The organism is Intrasporangium mesophilum (assembly GCF_054783095.1).
In genome coordinates this window covers 48,450-69,297 of record NZ_BAAGRF010000005.1, presented here as the reverse complement: position 1 = coordinate 69,297, position 20,848 = coordinate 48,450, and the positions used below count along the sequence as shown (strand labels likewise).

At 68.9% G+C, this 20,848-nt stretch carries 19 protein-coding genes; 3 read left to right on the top strand and 16 right to left on the bottom strand.

From position 1 onward, the window contains the following. Nucleotides 1–125: 125 nt before the first annotated feature. The 10 genes from ACYVLP_RS06065 to ACYVLP_RS06020 all read right to left on the bottom strand — a co-directional run bounded on the left by ACYVLP_RS06065 (nt 126) and on the right by ACYVLP_RS06020 (nt 11,379). Nucleotides 126–1,793, bottom strand: a complete 1,668-nt coding sequence (locus ACYVLP_RS06065; RefSeq protein ID WP_460626443.1) for an FAD-dependent oxidoreductase — start codon at nt 1,791–1,793, stop codon at nt 126–128. Continuing rightward, nucleotides 1,771–2,049: a UBP-type zinc finger domain-containing protein gene (locus ACYVLP_RS06060; protein WP_460626442.1), complete on the bottom strand. Its 279-nt coding sequence runs from the start codon at nt 2,047–2,049 to the stop codon at nt 1,771–1,773. The genes ACYVLP_RS06065 and ACYVLP_RS06060 overlap by 23 nt, the downstream gene beginning before the upstream one ends. After that, nucleotides 2,049–2,498, bottom strand: coding sequence for a thioredoxin (trxA, locus tag ACYVLP_RS06055; RefSeq protein ID WP_460626441.1), 450 nt, complete (start codon nt 2,496–2,498; stop codon nt 2,049–2,051). The genes ACYVLP_RS06060 and trxA overlap by 1 nt, the downstream gene beginning before the upstream one ends. After that, nucleotides 2,495–5,131 (bottom strand): ATP-dependent chaperone ClpB, encoded by a 2,637-nt coding sequence (gene clpB / locus ACYVLP_RS06050; protein ID WP_460626440.1) that lies wholly within the window; start codon nt 5,129–5,131, stop codon nt 2,495–2,497. Before clpB ends, trxA begins: the two co-directional genes overlap by 4 nt. Next, nucleotides 5,122–5,442, bottom strand: a complete 321-nt coding sequence (locus ACYVLP_RS06045; RefSeq protein WP_460626439.1) for a chaperone modulator CbpM — start codon at nt 5,440–5,442, stop codon at nt 5,122–5,124. Before ACYVLP_RS06045 ends, clpB begins: the two co-directional genes overlap by 10 nt. Next, the gene (locus ACYVLP_RS06040) at nt 5,439–6,413 is read right to left on the bottom strand and encodes a DnaJ C-terminal domain-containing protein (protein ID WP_460626438.1); all 975 of its coding nucleotides are present in this window, start codon (nt 6,411–6,413) and stop codon (nt 5,439–5,441) included. The genes ACYVLP_RS06045 and ACYVLP_RS06040 overlap by 4 nt, the downstream gene beginning before the upstream one ends. Beyond that, nucleotides 6,413–6,961: a nucleotide exchange factor GrpE gene (locus ACYVLP_RS06035; protein WP_460626437.1), complete on the bottom strand. Its 549-nt coding sequence runs from the start codon at nt 6,959–6,961 to the stop codon at nt 6,413–6,415. Before ACYVLP_RS06035 ends, ACYVLP_RS06040 begins: the two co-directional genes overlap by 1 nt. Nucleotides 6,962–6,966: 5 nt before the next feature. Beyond that, nucleotides 6,967–8,859: a molecular chaperone DnaK gene (gene dnaK / locus ACYVLP_RS06030; protein ID WP_460626436.1), complete on the bottom strand. Its 1,893-nt coding sequence runs from the start codon at nt 8,857–8,859 to the stop codon at nt 6,967–6,969. Between the two features lie 108 nt (nt 8,860–8,967). Then, nucleotides 8,968–9,840, bottom strand: a complete 873-nt coding sequence (locus ACYVLP_RS06025) for an MEDS domain-containing protein (RefSeq protein WP_460626435.1) — start codon at nt 9,838–9,840, stop codon at nt 8,968–8,970. 540 nt (nt 9,841–10,380) lie between these two features. Further along, nucleotides 10,381–11,379: a helix-turn-helix domain-containing protein gene (locus tag ACYVLP_RS06020; protein WP_460626434.1), complete on the bottom strand. Its 999-nt coding sequence runs from the start codon at nt 11,377–11,379 to the stop codon at nt 10,381–10,383. Nucleotides 11,380–11,567: 188 nt separating this feature from the next. On the opposite strand from ACYVLP_RS06020, the gene ACYVLP_RS06015 reads away from it, so the two are divergent. Together ACYVLP_RS06015 and ACYVLP_RS06010 are read left to right on the top strand one after the other, a co-directional pair. Continuing rightward, nucleotides 11,568–12,155: an aldehyde dehydrogenase family protein gene (locus ACYVLP_RS06015; protein ID WP_460626433.1), complete on the top strand. Its 588-nt coding sequence runs from the start codon at nt 11,568–11,570 to the stop codon at nt 12,153–12,155. Nucleotides 12,156–12,228: 73 nt separating this feature from the next. Then, nucleotides 12,229–13,110, top strand: a complete 882-nt coding sequence (locus ACYVLP_RS06010) for an oxidoreductase (protein WP_460626432.1) — start codon at nt 12,229–12,231, stop codon at nt 13,108–13,110. 191 nt (nt 13,111–13,301) lie between these two features. Here ACYVLP_RS06010 and ACYVLP_RS06005 read toward each other — a convergent pair whose 3' ends face one another. The 6 genes from ACYVLP_RS06005 to ACYVLP_RS05980 form a co-directional block, all read right to left on the bottom strand. Continuing rightward, nucleotides 13,302–13,853, bottom strand: coding sequence for a phosphatase PAP2 family protein (locus tag ACYVLP_RS06005; RefSeq protein ID WP_460626431.1), 552 nt, complete (start codon nt 13,851–13,853; stop codon nt 13,302–13,304). Between the two features lie 233 nt (nt 13,854–14,086). Further along, on the bottom strand, nt 14,087–15,661 hold the full coding sequence (mhpA, locus tag ACYVLP_RS06000; RefSeq protein WP_460626430.1) for a bifunctional 3-(3-hydroxy-phenyl)propionate/3-hydroxycinnamic acid hydroxylase MhpA: 1,575 nt from the start codon (nt 15,659–15,661) through the stop codon (nt 14,087–14,089). Continuing rightward, the gene (locus ACYVLP_RS05995; RefSeq protein ID WP_460626429.1) at nt 15,658–16,011 is read right to left on the bottom strand and encodes a DoxX family protein; all 354 of its coding nucleotides are present in this window, start codon (nt 16,009–16,011) and stop codon (nt 15,658–15,660) included. The genes mhpA and ACYVLP_RS05995 overlap by 4 nt, the downstream gene beginning before the upstream one ends. Continuing rightward, nucleotides 16,008–17,891, bottom strand: coding sequence for an acyl-CoA synthetase (locus tag ACYVLP_RS05990; RefSeq protein WP_460626428.1), 1,884 nt, complete (start codon nt 17,889–17,891; stop codon nt 16,008–16,010). Before ACYVLP_RS05990 ends, ACYVLP_RS05995 begins: the two co-directional genes overlap by 4 nt. Beyond that, nucleotides 17,891–18,829, bottom strand: coding sequence for a fumarylacetoacetate hydrolase family protein (locus ACYVLP_RS05985; protein WP_460626427.1), 939 nt, complete (start codon nt 18,827–18,829; stop codon nt 17,891–17,893). Before ACYVLP_RS05985 ends, ACYVLP_RS05990 begins: the two co-directional genes overlap by 1 nt. After that, the gene (locus tag ACYVLP_RS05980) at nt 18,826–19,959 is read right to left on the bottom strand and encodes a VOC family protein (RefSeq protein ID WP_460626426.1); all 1,134 of its coding nucleotides are present in this window, start codon (nt 19,957–19,959) and stop codon (nt 18,826–18,828) included. Before ACYVLP_RS05980 ends, ACYVLP_RS05985 begins: the two co-directional genes overlap by 4 nt. 145 nt (nt 19,960–20,104) lie before the next feature. On the opposite strand from ACYVLP_RS05980, the gene ACYVLP_RS05975 reads away from it, so the two are divergent. Then, nucleotides 20,105–20,767 carry a TetR/AcrR family transcriptional regulator gene (locus ACYVLP_RS05975; protein WP_460626425.1) on the top strand — a complete coding sequence of 221 codons (663 nt, stop codon included), beginning with the start codon at nt 20,105–20,107 and terminating at the stop codon, nt 20,765–20,767. The last annotated feature ends 81 nt before the right edge of the window (nt 20,768–20,848 follow it).

Genomic DNA, 20,848 nt, shown 5'->3' with positions numbered 1-20,848 from the left:
GCGCCATCGTCGCGGCCGCGCCAGCCGCACGAACCGCATCAACTCGACCCGGTCGTGGCCATCGGCCAAAGAACTCCTGTGCCCATTTCGTGCCCAGGTAGCGCGATGGGGCCGAAGGCGCGAGCTCACCGGCGGCCCTCGGCTTCCAGGAACTCGTGGACCTGGCGGATCGCGACCGAGCCCTCACCGACGGCGGAGGCGACCCGCTTGACCGAGCCACTGCGTACGTCGCCCACGGCGAACACGCCCGGGCGGCGGGTCTCGAACATGCCGTCGTGGCAGTCGGGGGCGGGTCCGGTGAGCACGAAGCCCTTCGCGTCCAGCGGGATCTCCTCCTGGAGCCAGCTGGTGTGGGGGGCCGCACCGATCATCACGAACAGGGCTGTCGTCGCGACGCGGTGCTCCTCATCAGTGTGGAGGTGGTGCAGCCGCACCTCGTGGAGCGCTTCGTCCCCGATGAGCTCGCACACCTCGCTGTTGCGCCACACCTTGATGCGTGGTGACCGCACGACGCGGTCGGCCAGGTAGCGGGACATGTCCCTCCCCAGGTCGTCGTGTCGGATGACCAGGTTGACCACTGGCGACTGTCGGGCCAGGAAGCAGGCCGCTTGGCCTGCGGAGTTGCCGCCGCCCACGACGGTGACGGGGTCCTGTCGGCACAGCCGGGCCTCGAACTCCGTGGCGGCGTAGTAGACGCTGCTGCCCTCGAGGCGGTCCGTACCCGGGATGTCGAGACGTCGGTAGCGCACGCCGGTGGCGATGACCACGGCGTGTGCGATCAGGGCGTCCTCCTCTGCCAGCCCCACCACGTGGTAACCGTCGGCCTGGGTGAGGGATGTTGCCTCGCCGGGGATGTTGAAGACGGCGCCGAACTTTCGGGCCTGGACCACGGCGCGGTCGGCCAGCTCGGCGCCGGTGACGCCGGCGGGGAACCCCAGGTAGTTCTCTATCTGGGACGACGTGGCCGCCTGGCCGCCCGTGGCGAGCGCGTCCAGCACCACTGTCGAGAGCCCTTCGGAGGCGGCGTAGACCGCCGCGGCCAGTCCGCCCGGGCCTGCGCCGACCACGACCAGGTCATATGCCGCCCGGCTCGGCGCCGCTCGCAGGCCGAGGAGCTCGGCCAGCTCTGCGATGGTGGGGTTTCGCAGGATCGTCTGCCCTTTCAAGATCACGACGGGCGTCTGGTCGGGTGGGATGTCGAACGCCCGCAAGGTGGCCTCTGCCTCCGGATCCTCCTCCACGTCCTCCCAGCGGCACGGGATGCGATTGCGGCTCGCGAAGTCCCTCAGCCGGCGGGTGTCGGCTGAGTAGCGGGAGCCGATGATGCGGAGGCCGACGCCGAGGTCGGCGTGAATGTTGCGTCGGAGGATGAAGGCCCGCAGGATCAGATCTCCGAGCGCCTGATCCTGGGTGACCGCCTCCTTGAGCCGGTCGTAGACCACTTCGAGGACCTCCACGTCGGTCTGGGCGACGGCGGTGACGTAGACGGCTTGGCCGGTCAGCATGGACAGATCGCCCACGAAGCGACCCCGGCCGTGGACGGCGAGCACTCGTGACTCTCCCTCGGGGCTGACCTCCTGGACCACCCGGACCCTGCCGTCCAGCACGACGAACAGGCCGCAGTCGCGGTCACCCTCGCGGAACAGCTTGGTGCCCTTGGTCAACGCTTTCCGCTCGCCGTACAGCGCCAGCAGCATGATCTGCTCGTCGGTGATGCGGGGGTAGGCGCCGGTAGAGTCGGGTGTCTCGGGTAGGTCCGCGAGCTCGAGCTCAGACGAACTGCTCGTCGGCATAGCACCATCTCCAGTTCTCCCCGGGCTCGATCGAACGCACGATGACGTGGCCCGTCGTGGCGGCGTGAGCGCGCGCGTGTCGCATCGGTGAGGAGTCGCAGCAGCCGACCTGGCCACAGGTCAGGCACTGGCGAAGGTGGACCCATGGGGTGCCAAGCTGCACGCACTCCGCGCACGCGCGCCGGGCGGGTGGCGGTACGGGCCGGATGATTTCGAGGTGCGGGTCGGCGCCGACGCGCGCCGGGTTGGCAGTCATCACGCCCCCGTCGGGAGCTTGGACTCGAGCCATGAGCGCAGCTGGTGCTCTGGAAGGGCGCCAATCTTTTTGTCGACCACCTTGCCGTGGTCGAGGAGGACCAGCGTCGGGATCGACTGGACCTCGAACCGCTGGCTCACCTGTGGGTTGTCGTCGGCGTTGACCTTGACCAGCTTGAGCTTGCCGGCTAGCTCCCCGGCCAGCTTCTCCAGGGCTGGGCTCACCATCCGGCAGGGCCCGCACCACGGAGCCCACACGTCGACCAGCACGGGCAGGCTCGACTCGTCGGCGACGGCGTGGAACTCGTCGTCGTTCGCGTCCACCACCCAGCGCAGCGGAGTGCGGCACTTCCCGCAGCGCGGCATGCCCTTGGCGACCGCCGGAATACGGTTCATGGCTCCGCAGTTGCCGCATGCGATCTTCGTCGACTTCTCCGTGGTCGCGGTCATGCCACTGCCCGTCCCTCTGACGGGTTGCCGGCCGCGGTGATCGTGAGCTCCCCGTCGACGACGTCGACCGAGATCGTGCCACCGTCAGCCGCGTCGCCGCGCAGCAGCGCCCGGCCGACCTGGGTCTCCACCTCGCGGGAGATGTACCGCCGCAGCGGGCGGGCGCCGTACGCCGGGTCGAATCCTTGGTCCGCGATGAAGCGGCGCGCCTCGGCCGTGACGTCGAGGGTGATCCGCATGTCGGCCAGCCGCTCGCGCAGCTCTTCGAGCTGGAGGTCGACGATGCGCTCGATCTCGGCGAGGGTCAGCGGCTTGAACATCACGATCTCATCGACGCGGTTGAGGAACTCCGGGCGGAAGTGCGACTGCAAGGTGCGCATCACCATCGAGCGCGCCTCGTCCTTGACCTCGCCACCTGCGGTGACCCCCTCGAGGAGGTATTCCGAGCCGATGTTGGAGGTCATGATCAGCACGGTGTTGCGGAAGTCGACGGTGCGGCCGTGGGAGTCGGTCAAGCGTCCGTCGTCGAGCACCTGGAGCAGCGTGTTGAAGACGTCGACGTGGGCTTTCTCGATCTCGTCGAGCAGGACCACCGCATAGGGCTTACGGCGCACAGCCTCGGTGAGCTGACCGCCCTCCTCGTAGCCGACGTAGCCGGGAGGTGCCCCGACCAGCCTGCTGACGGTGTGCCGCTCCTGGTACTCGCTCATGTCGATCCGGATCATGTTCTCCTCGGTGTCGAACAGGGCGGCGGCCAGCGTCTTGGCCAGTTCGGTCTTGCCGACGCCGGTGGGGCCGAGGAAGATAAACGACCCGATGGGGCGTTGGGGGTTCTTGATGCCTGAGCGGGCCCGAACGACGGCGTCGGCCACCAGCTGGACCGCCTCGTCCTGGCCGATGACGCGTTCGTGGAGCACCTCGTCGAGGCGGAGCAGCTTGTCGCGCTCCCCTTCCTGCAGGCGCGTGACCGGGATCCCGGTCCACCGCGAGACGATGTCGGCGATCTCGTCGGCGGTCACGACCTCACGCAGCAGCCGGCGGCCGCCCTGCTTGCCGGCGAGCCGGGACTCGGCCGCCTCCAGTCGCCGCTGGATCTCCGGCAGCTGGCCGTGTCGCAGGGACGCCGCTCGGTTGAGGTCGTACTCGCGCTCGGCCCGCTCGCTCTCCAGCCGTACCTGTTCCAGCTCCTGGCGTAGGGACCGCACCTCCCGCAGCGCCGACCGTTCGGCCTCCCACTGCGCGCGCAGGGCATCGGCCTCGGCCCGCGCGTCCGCCAGCTCCTTGCGCAGCTCCTCGAGGCGGGCCTTGCTCGAGGCGTCCTCCTCGTGCGAGAGTGCCGCCTCCTCGATCTCCATCCGGGTGACGCGCCTGGTGAGCTCGTCGAGCTCCGCGGGCATCGAGTCGATCTCGGTGCGCAGCATCGCACAGGCCTCGTCGACGAGGTCGATGGCCTTGTCGGGCAGGAAGCGGTCGGAGATGTAGCGGTGGCTCAGCGTCACCGCCGCCACCAGGGCGCCGTCGTGGATCTTCACGCCGTGGAAGACTTCGAGCCGCTCGCGGAGCCCACGCAGGATCGACAGGGCGTCCTCTTCGTCGGGCTCGTCGACGAGCACCGGCTGGAACCGGCGCTCGAGGGCTGCGTCCCTTTCGATGTGCGTGCGGTACTCATCGAGGGTGGTCGCGCCGATCATGTGTAGCTCGCCGCGGGCGAGCAGCGGCTTGAGCATGTTGCCGGCGTCCATCGCACCCTCGGCGGCGCCGGCGCCGACGACGGTGTGCAGCTCGTCGACGAACAGCAGGATGCGGCCCTCGGCGCTCTGCACCTCGTTGAGCACGGCCTTCAGCCGCTCCTCGAACTCGCCGCGGTACTTCGCTCCGGCGATGAGGGCCCCCATGTCCAAGGCGAAGACGGTCTTGTCACGCAAGCCCTCCGGCACGTCCCCGTCGGCGATCCGCTGGGCCAGACCCTCGACGATCGCTGTCTTCCCGACCCCGGGCTCGCCGATGAGTACCGGGTTGTTCTTGCTCTTGCGCGACAGGATCTGGATGGTCCGACGGATCTCCGAGTCCCGGCCGATCACCGGCTCGAGCTTGCCGCCCGCCGCTGCCGCGACGAGGTCGCGGCCGTACTTGTCCAGCGCCTCGTAGGTCCCTTCGGGGGTCGCCGACGTCACCCGCTGGTGACCGCGCACCTCGGTCAGCGCGGCCAGGAAGGTATCGCGGGTCAGGCCCTGCGCGTGGAGGAGCCGCCCGGCCGCCGAGCCCGAGCCCTCCTCCACCAGGGCAATCACGAGGTGCTCGACCGAGACGTATTCGTCCTTGAGCCTGCGGGCCTCGCGGTCGGCCGCGTCGAGCAGCCGCGAGAACCGCTGGGTGATGTGCACCTGTCCGGGCGTCACGCCGGGCCCGCTGACCCGCGGGCGGCGGCTGAGCTCGGCCTCCAGGTCCTCGCGGAGCCGATCAGGATCCGCCCCCGCCCGGGCGAGCAATGGCGCGACCAAGCCCTCCCCTTGGTCGAGCAGCGCCAGTAGCAGGTGCTCCCCGTCCACTTCGACATGGCCGAAGCGCAGCGCCTTGGTCTGGGCGTCGTGCAGTGCCTCCTGCGACTTCTGGGTCAGTCTGTTCATGTCCATGGAGCGCCTCCTCGTCGTGACATTCGCCGTTGCGTCCTCTCCAGCTCGGCGATCCGGTCGAGCAACTCGACGACCAGGCCGATGGCGGCGTAACTGAGGTTCAGGCTCATCCGCAGCCGCTGGATCCTGGCCATCTCCCTCACCTGGGAGGGGTCGAACCACAATCGCCCCTGCGCGTCGCGGGTGACTTCCAGCAGTCCGAGGGCAACCAGGCGACGTACGAGTTCGGGATGTACACCGGTGAGCTGTGCATAGCTGTCGAGGCTGAGCCGGTAGGGCCGAGCGAGGGCGAAGTGCTTGACCGCGGTCATCGTCTGCTCCTCGCGTCGAAGCTGGACACCTTCGCGAGCTCCTCGAAGAGCCGTTGCTCCTCGTCGGTGAGAGTCCTGGGCACGCGAACCTGAAGCTCGGCGTAGAAGTTCCCCGGCTTGCCTCGTGTGTTGGGAAGCCCGCGGCCCTTGAGCCGCAACCGGCGGTGACTGGATGAGCCTGCCGGAACCTTCACCGTGGCGGCCCCTCCGGGAGTGTCGACGGACACCGACGCGCCCAGGGCGGCCTCCCAGGGAGCGACCGGCAGGAGCGCGTGCACGTCGCGACCCTCGACCCGATAGCGCGGGTGGGCGGCGATCCGAACCACCAGATAGAGGTCTCCGGCCGCCGCCGAGCCGCTGCCTGGGCCACCCTGGCCGCGCAGCCGGATCCGCTGGCCGTCGACCACACCCGCGGGGATGGTGACGTCGAGCGTGCGGGGGCCGTCGGGGCCGCTGATCGTTAAACTGCGCGCGGTGCCGTGGTAGGCCTCCTCGACCGACACCTCCACCTCGGCCTCGTGGTCGGAGCCCGGTACCGGGCCCCGCCCCCAGCCGTCCCGGCCCCCGCCGCGCCCCCGGCCGCCGAAGATCCCCCCGAGTAGGTCCTCGATGTCGACGTCGTCACCGAAGTGGCCGCCACCGAACCCGCTCGACGGGCCGGCGCCCGACGACCAGCGGCCGCGCGCGCCTGCCCCGGCGTCGGCGTACGTTCGAGCTTGTCGCCAAGCGGCCGGGTCCGTGTCGGGAGGGACGCGTCGGAAGTCCTCGCCGAAGGCGTCGTAGCGGCGACGCAGCTCGGGATCCGACAGCACGTCGTAGGCCTCGGCGATGTCCTTGAACCGCTCCTCGGCCTCGGAGTCCTTGTTGACGTCCGGGTGGTTCTGGCGCGCCAACCTGCGATAGGCGCGTTGGATGTCGTCCGGGTCGGCATCGCGCGAGACTCCGAGGACCTCGTAGAAGTCTTTGGCCATCAGGATGCCCTGGTGGCCACCACGACCGCCGCCGGACGCAGGAGCTTGTCATCAGGCCCGTAGCCGGGGCGCACGACCTGAGCCACCGTGCCGGGCGTCAGCCCCTCACCGGACACGGTGCTGACCGCCTCGTGCACGGCGGGGTCGAAGGCCCGGCCGTGGTCGTCGCGACGCGGGTATCCGAGGTCGGCCAGGACACCGACCGCCTGCGCGAGCACCGCGCGGACGCCCTCGACCACGGAGCCGGGATCGGACGACGCGTGCTCGAGCGCCCTCTCCAAGTTGTCCAGGACGGGCAGCCAGCTGGCGGCCACGGCCGCCCGCTCCTGCTCGCGGCCACGGACCACGTCGCGCGCGCAACGCTTGCGGAAGTTGTCCAGCTCGGCAGCTGTTCGGCGCCACGCATCCTCCAGCTCGGCGATCTGACGCGTGTGGTCGACGCGCTCGGATGCGTCGTCGACGTGCTCCGGTGCATCATTCGCCGGGACCTCGTCGCTTCGTCTCCTGTCCGGGGGAGCCTCGGACGTCGGTGCCTCGTGGTCGGACATGGCCATCAGCGGGAGGTGAACTCGGCGTCGATGACGTCGTCGTCATCGCTGTCAGACATCTCATCGGAGGCGCTTGCCGGCCCGGTCGCCGGTCCACCGCCACCCCGGGCGGCGGCGCTCAGCACCTGGCCCATCTGGTGGAGCTCCCCGGTGAGGGCACGGAGGCGGTCCACGGGTTCGTCACCCTCGACGGCCTGCCTGGCCTCCTCGACCAACATCTCGGCACGAGCACGGTCGTGCTCGGCCACCGACGCGCCGGCCTCGTCGAGGGCCTTGCGCACCCGGTAGGCCACGGAGTCGAGCTCGTTGCGGGCATCGACCCGCTCGCGCAGGGCGGCGTCCTCACCACGGTGAGTTTCGGCGTCCTTGATCATCCGGTCGACCTCCTCCTGGCTGAGCGTGGAGGTCTCGCTGATGGTCACCTTCTGCTCGGCACCGGTGTCCTTGTCGCGCGCCGAGACGTGCAGGATGCCGTTGGCGTCGATGTCGAAGGTCACCTCGATCTGGGGCACCCCGCGCGGCGCGGGACGGATGTTCTCCAGCCGGAACCGGGCCAGCACGCGGTTGTCGGCCGCTCTCTCCCGCTCCCCCTGAAGCACGACGACGTCGACGGCGGACTGGTTGTCCTCCGCGGTGCTGAAGATCTCGGTCCGTCGTGCCGGGATGGTGGTGTTGCGTTCGATGACCTTGGTCATCACCCCACCCATCGTCTCCAGCCCCAGCGACAGGGGCGTGACGTCGAGCAGAAGCACGTCCTTGACCTCGCCCTTGATGATCGCCGCCTGGACGGCCGCGCCGATGGCCACGACCTCGTCCGGGTTGACGGTCATGTTGGGGTCCTTGCCACCGGTCAGGCGGCGCACCAACGCCTGCACGGCCGGGATCCTCGTAGACCCGCCCACGAGGATGACCTCGTCGATGTCGTCGGTGCTGACCTTGGCGTCGTCCATCGCCTGCTTCACCGGACCGAGGCAGCGGTCGACGAGGTCTGCCGTGAGCTGCTCGAAGGTGGACCGCATCAGGTTGACGTTGAGGTGCTTGGGCCCGGAGGCGTCAGCGGTGACGAAAGGAAGGTTGACCGCGGTCTGGGTGACCGATGACAGCTCCACCTTGGCCTTCTCGGCCGCCTCGAACAGGCGCTGGAGTGCTTGGGAGTCCTCGCGGAGGTCGATGCCGTTGGACTTCTTGAAGTCGTCGGCCAGGTAGTCGACGATGCGTCGATCGAAGTCGTCGCCGCCGAGATGCGTGTCCCCGGCCGTGGATCGAACCTCGACCACGCCGTCTCCGACCGTAAGGATGCTGACGTCGAACGTGCCGCCGCCGAGGTCGAAGACCAGCACCGTCTCGTTCTCGAGCTTGTCCATCCCGTACGCGAGGGCGGCAGCCGTCGGCTCGTTGATGATCCGAAGGACCTCGAGCCCGGCGATCTTGCCGGCGTCCTTCGTGGCCTGACGCTGCGCGTCGTTGAAATGCGCCGGAACGGTGATGACCGCCTCGGTGACCCGCTCGCCGAGGAACTTCCCGGCGTCGTCGACCAGCTTGCGAAGTACCTGCGCCGAGATCTCCTCCGGCGCGTAGAGCTTGCCGTTGACCTGGAAGCGCGCCGCGCCGTCCGGACCGGCGACCACGTCGAAGGAGACGGTGGTCATCTCGCTGCTGACCTCATCGTACTTGTGGCCGATGAAGCGCTTCGCGGAGTAGATAGTCCCCTTCGGGTTCAGGATCGTCTGGCGCCGGGCCATCTGGCCGACCAGTCGCTCGCCATTCTCCAAGAACGCGACCACGGACGGCGTGGTCCGGTTGCCCTCCGCGTTGGGGATGACCTGCGGCTGCCCACCTTCGGTCGCCGCGATCACCGAGTTCGTCGTTCCGAGGTCGATGCCGACTGCCCTGCCCATGACCACTCCATTCGCCGGAAAGCTTGTGTCCTGACCATGCTTCTCGCGGGCGCAGGTCACCTACATCCCGTGAAGGGGTGCTTCTTGACGGGCTGGTCCGGCCTATGGCTAGCCGGTGGGGAAGCCGTGCTGCAGGGCCAGCACGGTCAGCTGGACCCGCGAGTGAATGTCGAGCTTGAGATAGACGTGCTTGAGATGGGCGTCCACGGTATGGCGGGAAAGATAGAGCTCCTCGGCGATACCGCGGTTGGACACTCCCTGAGCCACACCGGCAACGACGCGCAGCTCGGCATCGGTCAGTGACGCCCACCCCTGGTCCGTGCCCACCTCGCCGGCCGAACCTACCCTGATCAGGGGATAACGGTTCGCCGCGGCGACGCTGGCGGCGGGGTACTCCGTGGGCGGCAGGTAGTGGGGGTTGTCGATCACCGTCCGGTCCAGCAGAACCTTGGGGTGGGTATGGAGCACCTCGACGAGCATGTCGGCACCGAACTTCTGCAGGTCGAAAAGCAAGATGAGGATGGCGGGCATCTGCTCGACCGCCTGGTTGAGGACAGACTCGTAGCGGAACAGGTCCTCCCAGGCGGGTGGCCCGGGCAGCACCCACGACATCTCACCGGCGGCTCGGACAAGGTCGTAGTCGTCACCGGTCGCGGCGTCCACGCTCTCTGCTAGGAAGCTCATCATGTCTTCGACGCTGAACTCCCCCGAGCTGAGGTAGGCGTCCGATGCGCGTTCGACGTCGAGTTGCTCTGATCTTCGCGAGTACGTCGCGCCGGGCTGTCCCAGGGCCCGGTCCCGGACGAGTGCCGGCTCGACACCGTCGATGAGGCACAGACACTTGTCGCCTTGCCGCAACCCCTCGTCAAGGAAGGGGTACAGCAGCCGGTCGCGCTCGACCGGGCCCGAGTACAGCGCGCAGAAGTGCGTTCCTGGCCTGACAACGCCGACCCCGGGGATCCCGAGGCTCAGACCGCTCATAGGGGCCGCCGTTCACGGGATCCGAGGATGTAACTTCACACTACGCGCATTTGGCACGCGTCGCGTCCAAGCCAGTTGGCTGCGCGACCGCCCAGACGAGCCGAGGAGCATCATCTGTGCCTACCAGCAGGGGGGCACCTACCCCGTGGTGCCGCATCGATCTGCGGCACCACGAACAAGACCGTCAGGCGCGGCATCGCGCGCTGAGCCGGCGATGAGCGCCCGGCGAGGTGGACCCCGGGCGAGCACCTGATCATCGAGCGCCCCCGCGGGTGTCCTGACCGGCGGGCACAGCCCTCATGACGCGTCTCCGGATGTGCCCGGATGTGCCCAACTCTGCTCTACATGTGCCCACGACCCCGTCGGAAGGGTTTCCGCATGGGTCTTTGACTGAGGTCGCCACAGTCGTCGGATACGCGGTCGACACGGCCGGTTGCCCGGGTTTGGCCGTACCGTCCGCTGACCATCATCGAGCTGTGCCGCGGTTGGGCGGAGACGCCCTTGTCCCGAACGAACAATCAGCGTGCGAGGTTCGCTGTGCTACACGCTGGTGGCCGCGATGGCCCGGATGGTGTCCGGAGTTGTGCCCGTCCAGCCCTTGAAGGCTCGGTAGAACGAGTTCGTGTCGTCGTACCCGAGGAGGTAGGCGATCTCGGAGGTGCGCAGCTCGCCGCTGCTCAGGTAATGCCGGGCGAGGTCTTCCCGGGTGGTGGCGAGGACGGCCTGGAACGACGTGCCCTCCCGGTGGAGCTGTCGCTGGAGGGTGCGGGCGCTGGTGGCGAGCTGGGTGGTGACCGCGTCCATGGACGGGTCACCCGCCGGCAGCGTCTCGTGGAGCGCCGCCCGGACCCTGTCGGTGACGGTCGCAGCGGCCTGCAGGTCGGAGAGGCGGCGGCGCAGGTCGGGAGCGAACACGCGCCACATGTGGTCGTTCTCAGTGAGGAAGGGTCGGCTGGCGTCGGTGGCCGTGAACGCGATCGTGTAGCCAGTGCCTTTGCGCAGCCGGCTGCCCAGGTAGTTCTCGACTCCCATCCGGTCGGCCGTCAGGCGGGGCACGGTGACCCGAGCGGGTCGGACCGGCTCGCGGGTGGCGATGCGGGCCAGCGCGGCCCAGAAGATGAGCTCAGTCGTGCCCAGCAGCGCGGGCGGCGCCGACCCCGCCGGCCACAGGTAGGTGATGGTCAACCCATCCGTGGCGTCGATTTCGATCCGCACCGGCCCGATCAGCGGCTTGTGCGCGGCGAGACGATGCGCGGCGGTGGCGAGGTTCGGGCTGCAAAGCGCGGCAAACAGCGGTGGCGAGAAGAGCTCGACGGAGATGGCATTGCCGATGTCGACCGCCAGATCCCGGTCGGAGCCGCTGTCGGCGTCTAGCGCCTCCCAGAACCGGTAGTACTCCGCCACCGAGAGCTCGATGGATCGACGGCTGAACAGGTCGGCCGGCAGCGAGGCCCGTTTGAGGACCCGGGCAGGGGAGATGCCGAGGTCGCGCAGAAGGACCCTGAGGCTCGGCTCCAGATCGAATCGCTCACCCGCCATGGCACGAAGGGTAGTCGCACTGAGGCGCTCTCCACTCGCGAGAGGCGTCGTTCTACTCGCGGATCGCGCCGCCAGCGACTTGGCGCGAACGGCAAGTAGATCGGCGCTCTGCGCTAGTGGCCAGGAGCGTCTGGGTTCCTAGCGTGGACGCCGAAGCGTCGAGCGGACCGCACCGAAAGGAGCAACCTATGAGCGATGTCATTCGGCACTACATCGACGGTGCCTGGTCGGACAACACCGACACCCCGACAGGCACCCTGACCAACCCCGCGAACGGCGAGCACACCGGAATCCTCCAGCTGGGCACGGAAGGGGTCCCCGCCTACCCGTTCGAGGAGGCCCACGGCTCGTACGTTCTGCGAAAGGAGCCGATCGGCGTGCGGTCTGATCCCCCGTGGAACTACCCGGCCTTGCAGATGACGGAGAAGGTCGCCCCGGCTCTGGCCGCGGGCTGCACCATGGTGCTCAAGCCCGCGGATCGCCCGCGAGGAGATCTTCGGGCCGGTCATGTCGGTGATCGGCTACGACACCGTCGACGAGGCCGTCACCATCGCCAACGACAGCCCGTACGGCCTCGCCGCCTACGTGCACGGCAGCGCGACCAGGTCCGCGACGTCGCCGTGCGGCTGCGGGCAGGACAATTTCTCATCAACACCGGCTACCCGGACCTGACCGCTCCGTCCGGCGGCTACAAGCAGTCCGGCAACGGCCGGGTTTGGGGACTAGGCGCCATCGAGGAATACCTGGAAGTCACGGCCATCGTCGGATCAGTCTGAACCGATAGGCGCCGGGCCCACCCGCGCGCACCGCACCCGCCACACCAACCCCTTCACGAAAACGGAGACCCCTATGTCTGACCCCACCACGAGCAGCCCCAGCACCGCCGGAAACCCGAGCACCACCGGCAAGGTCGCACTCGTTACCGGTGCCTCGTCCGGCATCGGCGAGGCCACCGCACTAGAGCTCGCCGACGCTGGCTACATTGTCTACGCCGCCGCGCGCCGTGTGGAACGCATGACGCACCTGGCGGACGCCGGTGTCCATCCGGTCGCTCTCGACGTCACCGACCAGGACTCGGCGCGTCAGGTCGTGGACGGCATCATCGAGCAGCACGGACGCATCGACGTCCTGGTCAACAACGCCGGCTACGGCTCGTACGGCGCACTCGAGGACGTCCCCCTGCAAGAAGCGCGGGCACAGATGGACGTCAACGTCTTCGGCGCAGCGCACCTCATGCAACAGGTGCTGCCACACATGCGCGCACGGGGCTCGGGCACCATCGTCAACGTCACGTCCATGGGCGGCAAGATCACCACCCCGCTCGGCGCCTGGTACCACGCCACGAAGTTCGCCCTGGAAGCGATCAGCGACTGCGTCCGCATGGAGGTCGCCCCTTTCGGCATCGACGTCGTCGTCATCGAACCCGGCGGCATCCGAACCGAGTGGAGCGCAATCGCCGCGCAAAAGGTTCGCGCCGTATCCGGAACAGGCGCCTACGCGGCCCAGGGCAACGCCGTCGCGGACTCGCTGGTGTCCGAGTCCACCGCCCGCCGCTCCTCCCCGCCCGAGCTCATCGGCCGAACCATCACCAAGGCTGTCACCGCCAAGCACCCCCGCACCCGGTACGCAGTCGGCTTCGGCGCCAAACCCATGATCGCCATGCACGCTCTTCTGCCCGACCGCGCCTACGACTCCGTCATACGCCGCGTCGTCGGGATACCAAGCACCTGAAGGCGGCGAGCGTGCCGCTGGGGTACGGCAACGCGGTTTTCACGCATGGCGCACGGCCCGGGCAACGGTCGGCAGCCCGCGTCATCTCCGGGCTCTCAGGCGGCGGGATAGATCTCTCGCACGGGAGCGTCAGAGTTTCGACTCCGTTGCGGCTCGAGGGAAAGGCTTGACCTCATCCGCGCGTTGCCACCTCACAAGGGACGCTGAGGATCTGCCGAGCAAGGATGCGATGGGCTCGTTCTGGTCGAGTGGCGGGGGACGCGGATCTGTCGGCGGGACAGGACGATGGTGGCTGCAGCGACCCAGGCGCTGCCAAGGAGCCAGCCGCCCAGGACATCCGATGGCCAGCGCGCCCCGAGCAGCACTCGCGAGGCACCTACGGCGGCGACGAGCATAGCGACGATCGTGGCGCTGGCGAGTCGCAACTGAGGGCCCGGTCGACAGAGCAGCCAGCCCACCACGAGGAGGATCGCCGAGTACGTGACCGTGGCTGCCTGGGTGTGCCCCGATGGATACGAGAAGCCGTGCGCTGACGTCAGGGCCGCCGCTGTCGGTGGCCTCGTTCTTTCGAGCCCCAGCTTGATCGTTGTGTTCAGCAGGGCACTGCCGCCGACGGTCACAGCGAGCCAGAGCGCCAGCCGCCTCCGGCGGGCGAGCATGCAGGCGATGCACGTGGCGGTGGTAAGCACCACGATGGTGAGGCCGTTGCCCAGTGCGGTGACCCAGGTGGCACTTGCCTGCACCCAGGCATGGTGGGCCGTGTACGCGTAGCTTCGGGATGCCAAATCCTCGTCGAAGGCAACCAGCCGCGGCCAGCGCGTCCAGACCCACACGGTCAATATGGCGAATGCGAGGCCACACGCTCCGGCGGCCCTCGCGAGCCAAACGGGTGCAGGCTCACCGAACGTGACATCTGCCCGACGCCGCTCAGTCCCCGAAGGGAGAGATGGAACTGATCGGCTTGGAGAATGCCACGTCACTCGTGGCCACTTGCCGTTTCGGTGCGGGCGCGTTCCTCAGCAACCCGGAACGTGGGTGCTGCTTCGCAGAGTGCTGCGACGTCGCGGCCGGCCCGCATTACCGTGGAGTCCGGGCGTACCAGTGCGGCCGCGGCCTTGCCGTCCGCGAGCCACGTGTGCAGGGCCGAGCCGGGTGCCACCTCGAGGACCTCGGTCCCGCGGCCCGCCAGCAGCGCCCGCCGCTCGGGCGAGAGCGATACGCCGGTCACGAGAACGAACCCACCCCGGGTCACGTCGTCGTAGCGGATGTCGCCCGCCAGGACAGCGTTCGGGCACAGCCGCCCAGTAAGGGACTTTCGGATCGTGCGTCGATCCACCAGCTCGGACCGGGTCAGCGGTGGTGTCTCGCTGTCGAGGAGGCGGGCCCGCAGGCCCGGGACCCAGTGCAGCCGCGGGGCGATGGCCCTGCGGAGCAGGTCACCGGCCCTGCCGCCCTGCGTCATGGAGACCCCGATGAGCTTGGCGAGCTGGATGAGGGCCCGGGCGTGCGGTTTGCGCTCCACCTCATAGGTCTCGAGCACCGACTCGGGCAGGTCTGAGGAGAGGACGCCGGCGATCTTCCAGCTGAGGTTCATCGCGTCGCGGAGTCCCGCGCACAGCCCCTGTCCGACGAAGGGGGGAGTCAGGTGTGCGGCGTCGCCGAGGAGGAACACGTTGCGGTCGCGCCAGTGGTCTGCCAGCTGAGCCCGGAAGGTGTACTCCGCGACGCGCACCAGCTCGAGCTGGTCGCAGGGGATGCCCTTGACCCATGGTGCAATGAGGGGCTGAAGGGCTTCGATGGACTCGAAGTCAGCAGCGGTCTCGCCGGGCAGCAGCCGGAACTCCCAGCGGTAGCGGGTGTTGCCGATGCGCATGTACGTGGCTGCGCGCTCGGGGTCGCAGACCTGGTGCACGCCCTCCCACTGGTCGAGCTCGACCGTGCTGGCAACGTCGATCACGAGCCAGCGCTGCTCGAAGTTGAGGTCCTCCATCGTCGAGCCGATCGCCGTGCGCACCACGCTGTTGGCCCCGTCGCAGCCCAGCACATAGGTGGCCAGCACGGACTCGGGCTCGCCGGTGAGCCGGTCGGTGAAGTCCACCTGGACCCGGCCCTGGCCGTCCTGGGCGACGTCGGTGACCTCGACGTTCCCGCGCAGGGTGACGGTGGGCTGGTCCTGGAGGTTGGTGCGCATCAGCTGCTCGAGCTCGGGCTGGTCGAACATGTTGGCCTGGGGGTGCCCGTGCCGGCCGTTCTCGCCGTCCCGGTCGAATACTGCGAACACCCGGTGGTTCCGGTCGATAAGCTGCAGCCCTCGGGTGGGCCGGGACACGGCGGCGAACTGCTCGGCGATGCCGAGCCGTACCAGGACCCGGTAGATCTCGTCGTCGAGGTGCACGGCCCGCGGCTGGGGGTAGACGCCGTCCCAGCGGTCCAGGACGAGGCAGTCGATGCCGTACTGGCCGAGAAGGGTGGCGGCGGTGACGCCGACGGGGCCGCCCCCCACGACAACGACGGGAATCGGGTCGGCGCTGGTCCGCCGAGAACGGTTCATCGCAGGTCACCGACCACCAGCAAGAGGTAGCTCAGGGTCACCAGACCCAGAACGATGGCCGGGGCGACCTCGCGTATGCCGTCGCCGTTGCGCAGGTGGGCCACGACGGCCCCCGCAAGGAGCATCAGGAGTCCCGCAGCGGCCAGGGCGCCGATCACCGGGACGAACGCCCCGACGAGCAGGCCAACGACGCCGAGGACCTCGAGAAAGCCGATCTTTCGGTATGCCGCGACGCTGAAGCCGACGTGTTCGGCCCTGGCGCGCATGGCGGGCACGGCGGCCAGCTTGGCCGTGCCGAAGGCTGTGAAGGCGACGACGAGCAGGGCGGCAAGGATTGTGGTGGGGTTCATGGCAGTTCCAATCTCCAGGTGATGGCGAAGCGGTCGAGTGTTTCCCTGACCGGGGTCTGGTCGGCGCCCTGGGCCAGGGTGACGACGGCGACGACCGCACCGTCCTCGATGGCTCCTCGGATGCCGGTGACCGAGGCGAAGTCCGCGAGCGCGTGGGCGACGGCCTCTCGGGTGGCCTCGGCGCGTAGGGCGGGTTTGAAGTGTTTGCCCACGAGGGTGACCGGGAGTGCGTCCAGCACGGTGACGGCCTTGGGCGCTGCCGCCTGTTCGGGGACGCGGTGGGCGGCCCAGGCACGCAGCTCGTCAGGGGTCGCGTCGGCGCCCGGGGCAAGGGTGACGAACGCGACCGGCACCTCGCCGGCGTGCAGGTCCGGACGGCCCACTGCCTGCGCGGCCGTGACCGCCGGGTGTGTCATCAGCACGCTCTCGATGACCGACGGGTCGATGTTGTGACCGCCGCGGATGATCAGGTCCTTGGCTCGGCCGGCGAGGTGGATGAAGCCGTCTGCGTCGACCAGGGCCAGGTCTCCGGTGTCGAGCCAGCCATCGCGCAGCTTGCCCAGCCCGTCCAGCACGGGGCCGTCGGGACTCTGGTCAGTGACGTAGCCGGGGAACACGCTCGGCCCGCCGATGGCGAGCACGCCGACCTGACCGGCGGGCAGGTCGACCCAGTCACCGTCGTCGGTGACCTGGACGGCCTTCACGTGCTGGTACGGCAGGCGCTGGCCGACGGACCCCGGACGCGGATGTTGGGGAAAGCTCAAGGCGCTGACGCAGGTGGCCTCGGTGAGGCCGTAGCCCTCGACCAGCCGGATGCCAGTGGCGGACTCGAAGCCATCCCGGACCGCCTGTGGCAGGGGGGAGGCCCCGACGACGGCGAACCGCAGGCTGCTGATGTCGGCGTCGACAGGACAGCCGGCCAGGACGGCATACACCGTGGGCACAGCGCTCATCGTGGTGACCCCGTAGCGCTCGACGACCTTCCAGAAGTGCGAGAACAGCGCCTGGTCCCGGTAGCCTTGTGGGCCCGCCCAGACGACATGCAGGCCTCTGAACAGCGGGCCCAGAACGGTGACCAGGAGTGCGTTGACGTGGAACAGCGGCAGCGCCGCGAACACGACTGCGTCGTCGTGCAACAGGCTGTGGGCGGCGATCATCCAGGCGTCGCTGACCTCGTTGGCGTGGGTGTGCCCGGCGAGCTTCGGTGTGCCCGTCGTGCCCCCGGTGTGAAAGAGCGCCGCGAGGTCCGTGGCCGTGGGCGTTTCACCCGCGAAGGCGTCGTGCGGATGCTCCTCGGCCAGGGCAGACAGGTGGCCCACCCGGATGCCGTCGATCGAGTCCAGCTCTGCCTCTGCCGGGCGCGAGCCCGTCGGACTCAAGGCGAGGAGGGCATCGATTCCGGCTTCGGCGGCGAGCTGCCGTGCAGTCTCCCAGACCTGCGGCGCGAGGTCGGGACCGGCGGCCACGACGATTCGGGCGCCCGACCTTCGCAGCAGCTCGGCGATGTGCTCGCCGGAGAGCCCGATGTTGATCGGCGCGGCGATCCCGGCGAGCTCGGCGGCCAGGGTTGCGGTGACGAGCTCGTCGCAGTTAGGGGCGAGGAGGGCGACCGCGTCGGTGCGGCGCACCCCAAGCGTGTGCAGCACGTTGGCGTAGCGATGCACGTCCATCAGGAGCTCGGCGTGGGTGCGCTCGGCGGGCTGTTCCCACCGGTCGCCGTCTCGGAGCACGGATAGGGCGACGCGGTCCGGCCAGAGGCGCGCGGCCCGGACGAGGAGCTCGTACGTCGTGCCCGGCAGGCGGCGGTCGGCCAGCGGAACGGCTTCGATCGCGGCGAGGTCGCCCGGCGCGTCGTACGTGGGCCAGAGCAGGTCGCCCATCAGGCGGCCCTCACCACGGTCCGCTGCCGACCGAGGTCGATGGCGCCGTCCTCGGTGGCGATCGTGACCTCGACGACGTCGCCGTGCTTGAGGTACTTGGGGTTCCGGGCCTGGCTGGTGAAGAACATCTTCCACTTCACCGCCGGCGGCAGTATCGAGGCGATGAGCTCGACCGGCTTCGGCGGTGCGCTCAGTGCGGTTCCTTCGGGGGTCCCGGTCAGGATCAGGTCACCGGCGTCGAGCCTCTGGAATCGGCTCAAGGCCTGCAACGCCTCGAGCGGGGAGTAGATCATGTCGTCGGCGACCACCGAGTCCTGGCGCAGCTCGCCGTTGACCCACAGGCGCAAGCGCAGGTCGCTGAACTGCTTCAGCTCGTCGTCGTCGAGCAGCACGAGCGACGGTCCGACGGGCGTGAAGGTCGGGTAGGACTTGGACTCGAAGAACTGGGTCTTGGGAAGCTGCAGGTCTCGGGCCGAGATGTCGTTGGTCACCACCAGGCCGGCCACGAACGACGTCCAGTTGTCTGCGGTGACCTGTGTGCCGACCGGCAGCTCGCGGCCGATCACGAGTCCGATCTCCACCTCGTAGTCCAGAAACCGCACGTGAGACGGCCGGATGATGTCGGTGAACGGGCCGCTGATCGAGCCGGACGACTTGCGAAAGAACGTCAGCAGAATGGTGTCCGGGTTCAGGCCCGCGTCCTTGACATGGCTCGTGTAGTTCGTCATCTGCGCGACGACCCGGCAGGGTGTGGTCACCGGAGACACCAGCTCGAGGGTGGCCGGGTCGACGGCGTTCGAGCTACCCCGGGCGGCCTCGATCGTCTCCCGCTCGGCGAGCAGCGCGCCGGTGGTGGTCGCGTCGGTCTCGATGCGGATGGCGCCGCCAGGAGTCTGGACCCACCAGGCGTCGGGCGTACGAAGGATCGTGGTGCTCATGAGCTGGTCACTTTCAGAAGGCCGCGAAGGCGGGTCAGGTCGAACTCGTTGTTGTCGCGCAGCGAGCGAGCCATCGACACCAGCTCGTGCAACGCGTCTCGTCCCGGTGTGAGACCCAGGAAGTCCTTGCTGGCTGGTGGCCCCCACTGGGCGAGCCCGGACGCCGTCATCGGCGACCAGCCAGGCTCCAGGGTGGAGTCGAACAGGTCACCGTCGGCGAAGTGCTCGACCAGGAGCCCGTCGGGGTCGCGCCAGTAGTCGAAGATCTGGCTGCCCTCGATGTGCCGGCCGATCCCCCAGGAGCGGTTGAAGCCGAGCTGGCGCAGGTACTCCCCGCCGGCGGCCATCGCGTCGAGGTCTCCGACCTGGTACGCCGAGTGGACGTACCGGTCGCTGGGACCGAGCATCATCGCCAGCGTGTGGTGGTCGGTCGGAGTCGTGCCGCGGTCACAGCGGATGAAGCTCATCGTGGGGCCGCGCTCGCGTTGCCCCTGGTAGTACTTGAAGTCGCTGACGATGAGACCGAGGTGCTCCAGGTACCAGTTCAGGGTCTCGATGTACCTGGTGGTCTGCAGCACGACGTGGCCCAGTCGCTGGATCTTGGCGGGCTCACGCGGCGGGCGCTGCGTGGTGTTGGCGCGCCGCACGTCGTGCCCGAAGTTGAACTCCGTCGTCGGCTGGGGCGGTAGGGCTGCCAGCTCGTGGGTGTCGGCGACGACCCGGACCATGACCCCACTCGGGTCCCTCAGGTCCACGGTGAGCCCGCCCAGGCTCTCCGGCAACGTTTCGACGTTCGTGCCGGTGGCCCCGGCCAGCCGCACCAGGTCGGCGGTCTCCGCGGCCCGGAAGGCCGCACCGAGATATCGCGAGCGTGGTCCGCGGCGGACGATCACGCACGGGGCGCCGGGGTCGGTCCCACGCAGCTGTAGCTCGTCCGGCGTACGGCTCACGGTCGTGAACCCGAACGCGTGGGCGAAGCGCTCCGAGGCGGCCAGGTCGGGCTTGACGAACTCGAGCCAGGCCAGGTCGAGGACCTTGATGACAGGGTTCTTGGCGCGTCCGGGGTGCTCGGCGGGGTGCGCACCCTGCTCGCTGTGCAGGTCGCTGTGAGTCCCATGGTGACTGGTCATTGCTGCTCCTCAGTTGATCTACTGACGTAATCGTCACTCATGAGCGCATCCTCAGTCAAGAGGGTTCTGAATGAATCGTCATTACTGACTGGGCCGCGCTAGGATGGACACAGACAACCCGAGACGGAGACGCCCAGGAGCGGCCATGAGCAACGCACCAACGCAGCAGACCAACCGACTGGAGCGTCGCAAGGCGCAGACCCGAGCGGCACTCATCCGGGCCGCGCAGACGCTCATCGCCGAGGGCCGGACGAACGCGCCGATCATGGAGATCACCCAGGCCGCTGACGTGGGAATGGGCTCCTTCTACAACCACTTCGAGACCAAGGAGCAGCTGTTCGAGGCCGCCGTCGAGGACGTCATGGACGCCTACGGCCAGCTGCTCGACAAGCTGACGGCCGACATCGAGGACCCGGTGGAGGTGTTCGCCTGCAGCTACCGGCTCACCGGGCGGCTTTACCGGAGGGAGCCTGAGCTGAGCCGGGTCCTTCTCAACAACGTACTTCGGCTGCTCAGCGCCGACAGCGGTCTGGCGCCACGCGCCCGGCGGGACATCGCGGCCGCCGTGGATGCCGGCCGCTTCGACGTCGAGGACCTCGACGTCGCCGTCACGATGGCTGCCGGAGTGCTGCTCGCCCTCGGCCAGCTCCTGCACGACCAGCCGGACCGCGACGTGGAGGAGACCACCGACCGGGTGACCGAGGACCTGCTGCGGATGTTCGGAGTACCGCGGCGACGGGCGCAACGGATCTGCTCGCAGCCGCTGCCCGACATCGACGTGGCCCCCCGCAACGGCTCAGCGGCCTGACGGATCGTTCTGCCTTTCCTGGGCGGCTCCTCTCGGAGGGCTGGCGCACTCAAGCCCGACATGCCGCATACGGAACGAGGT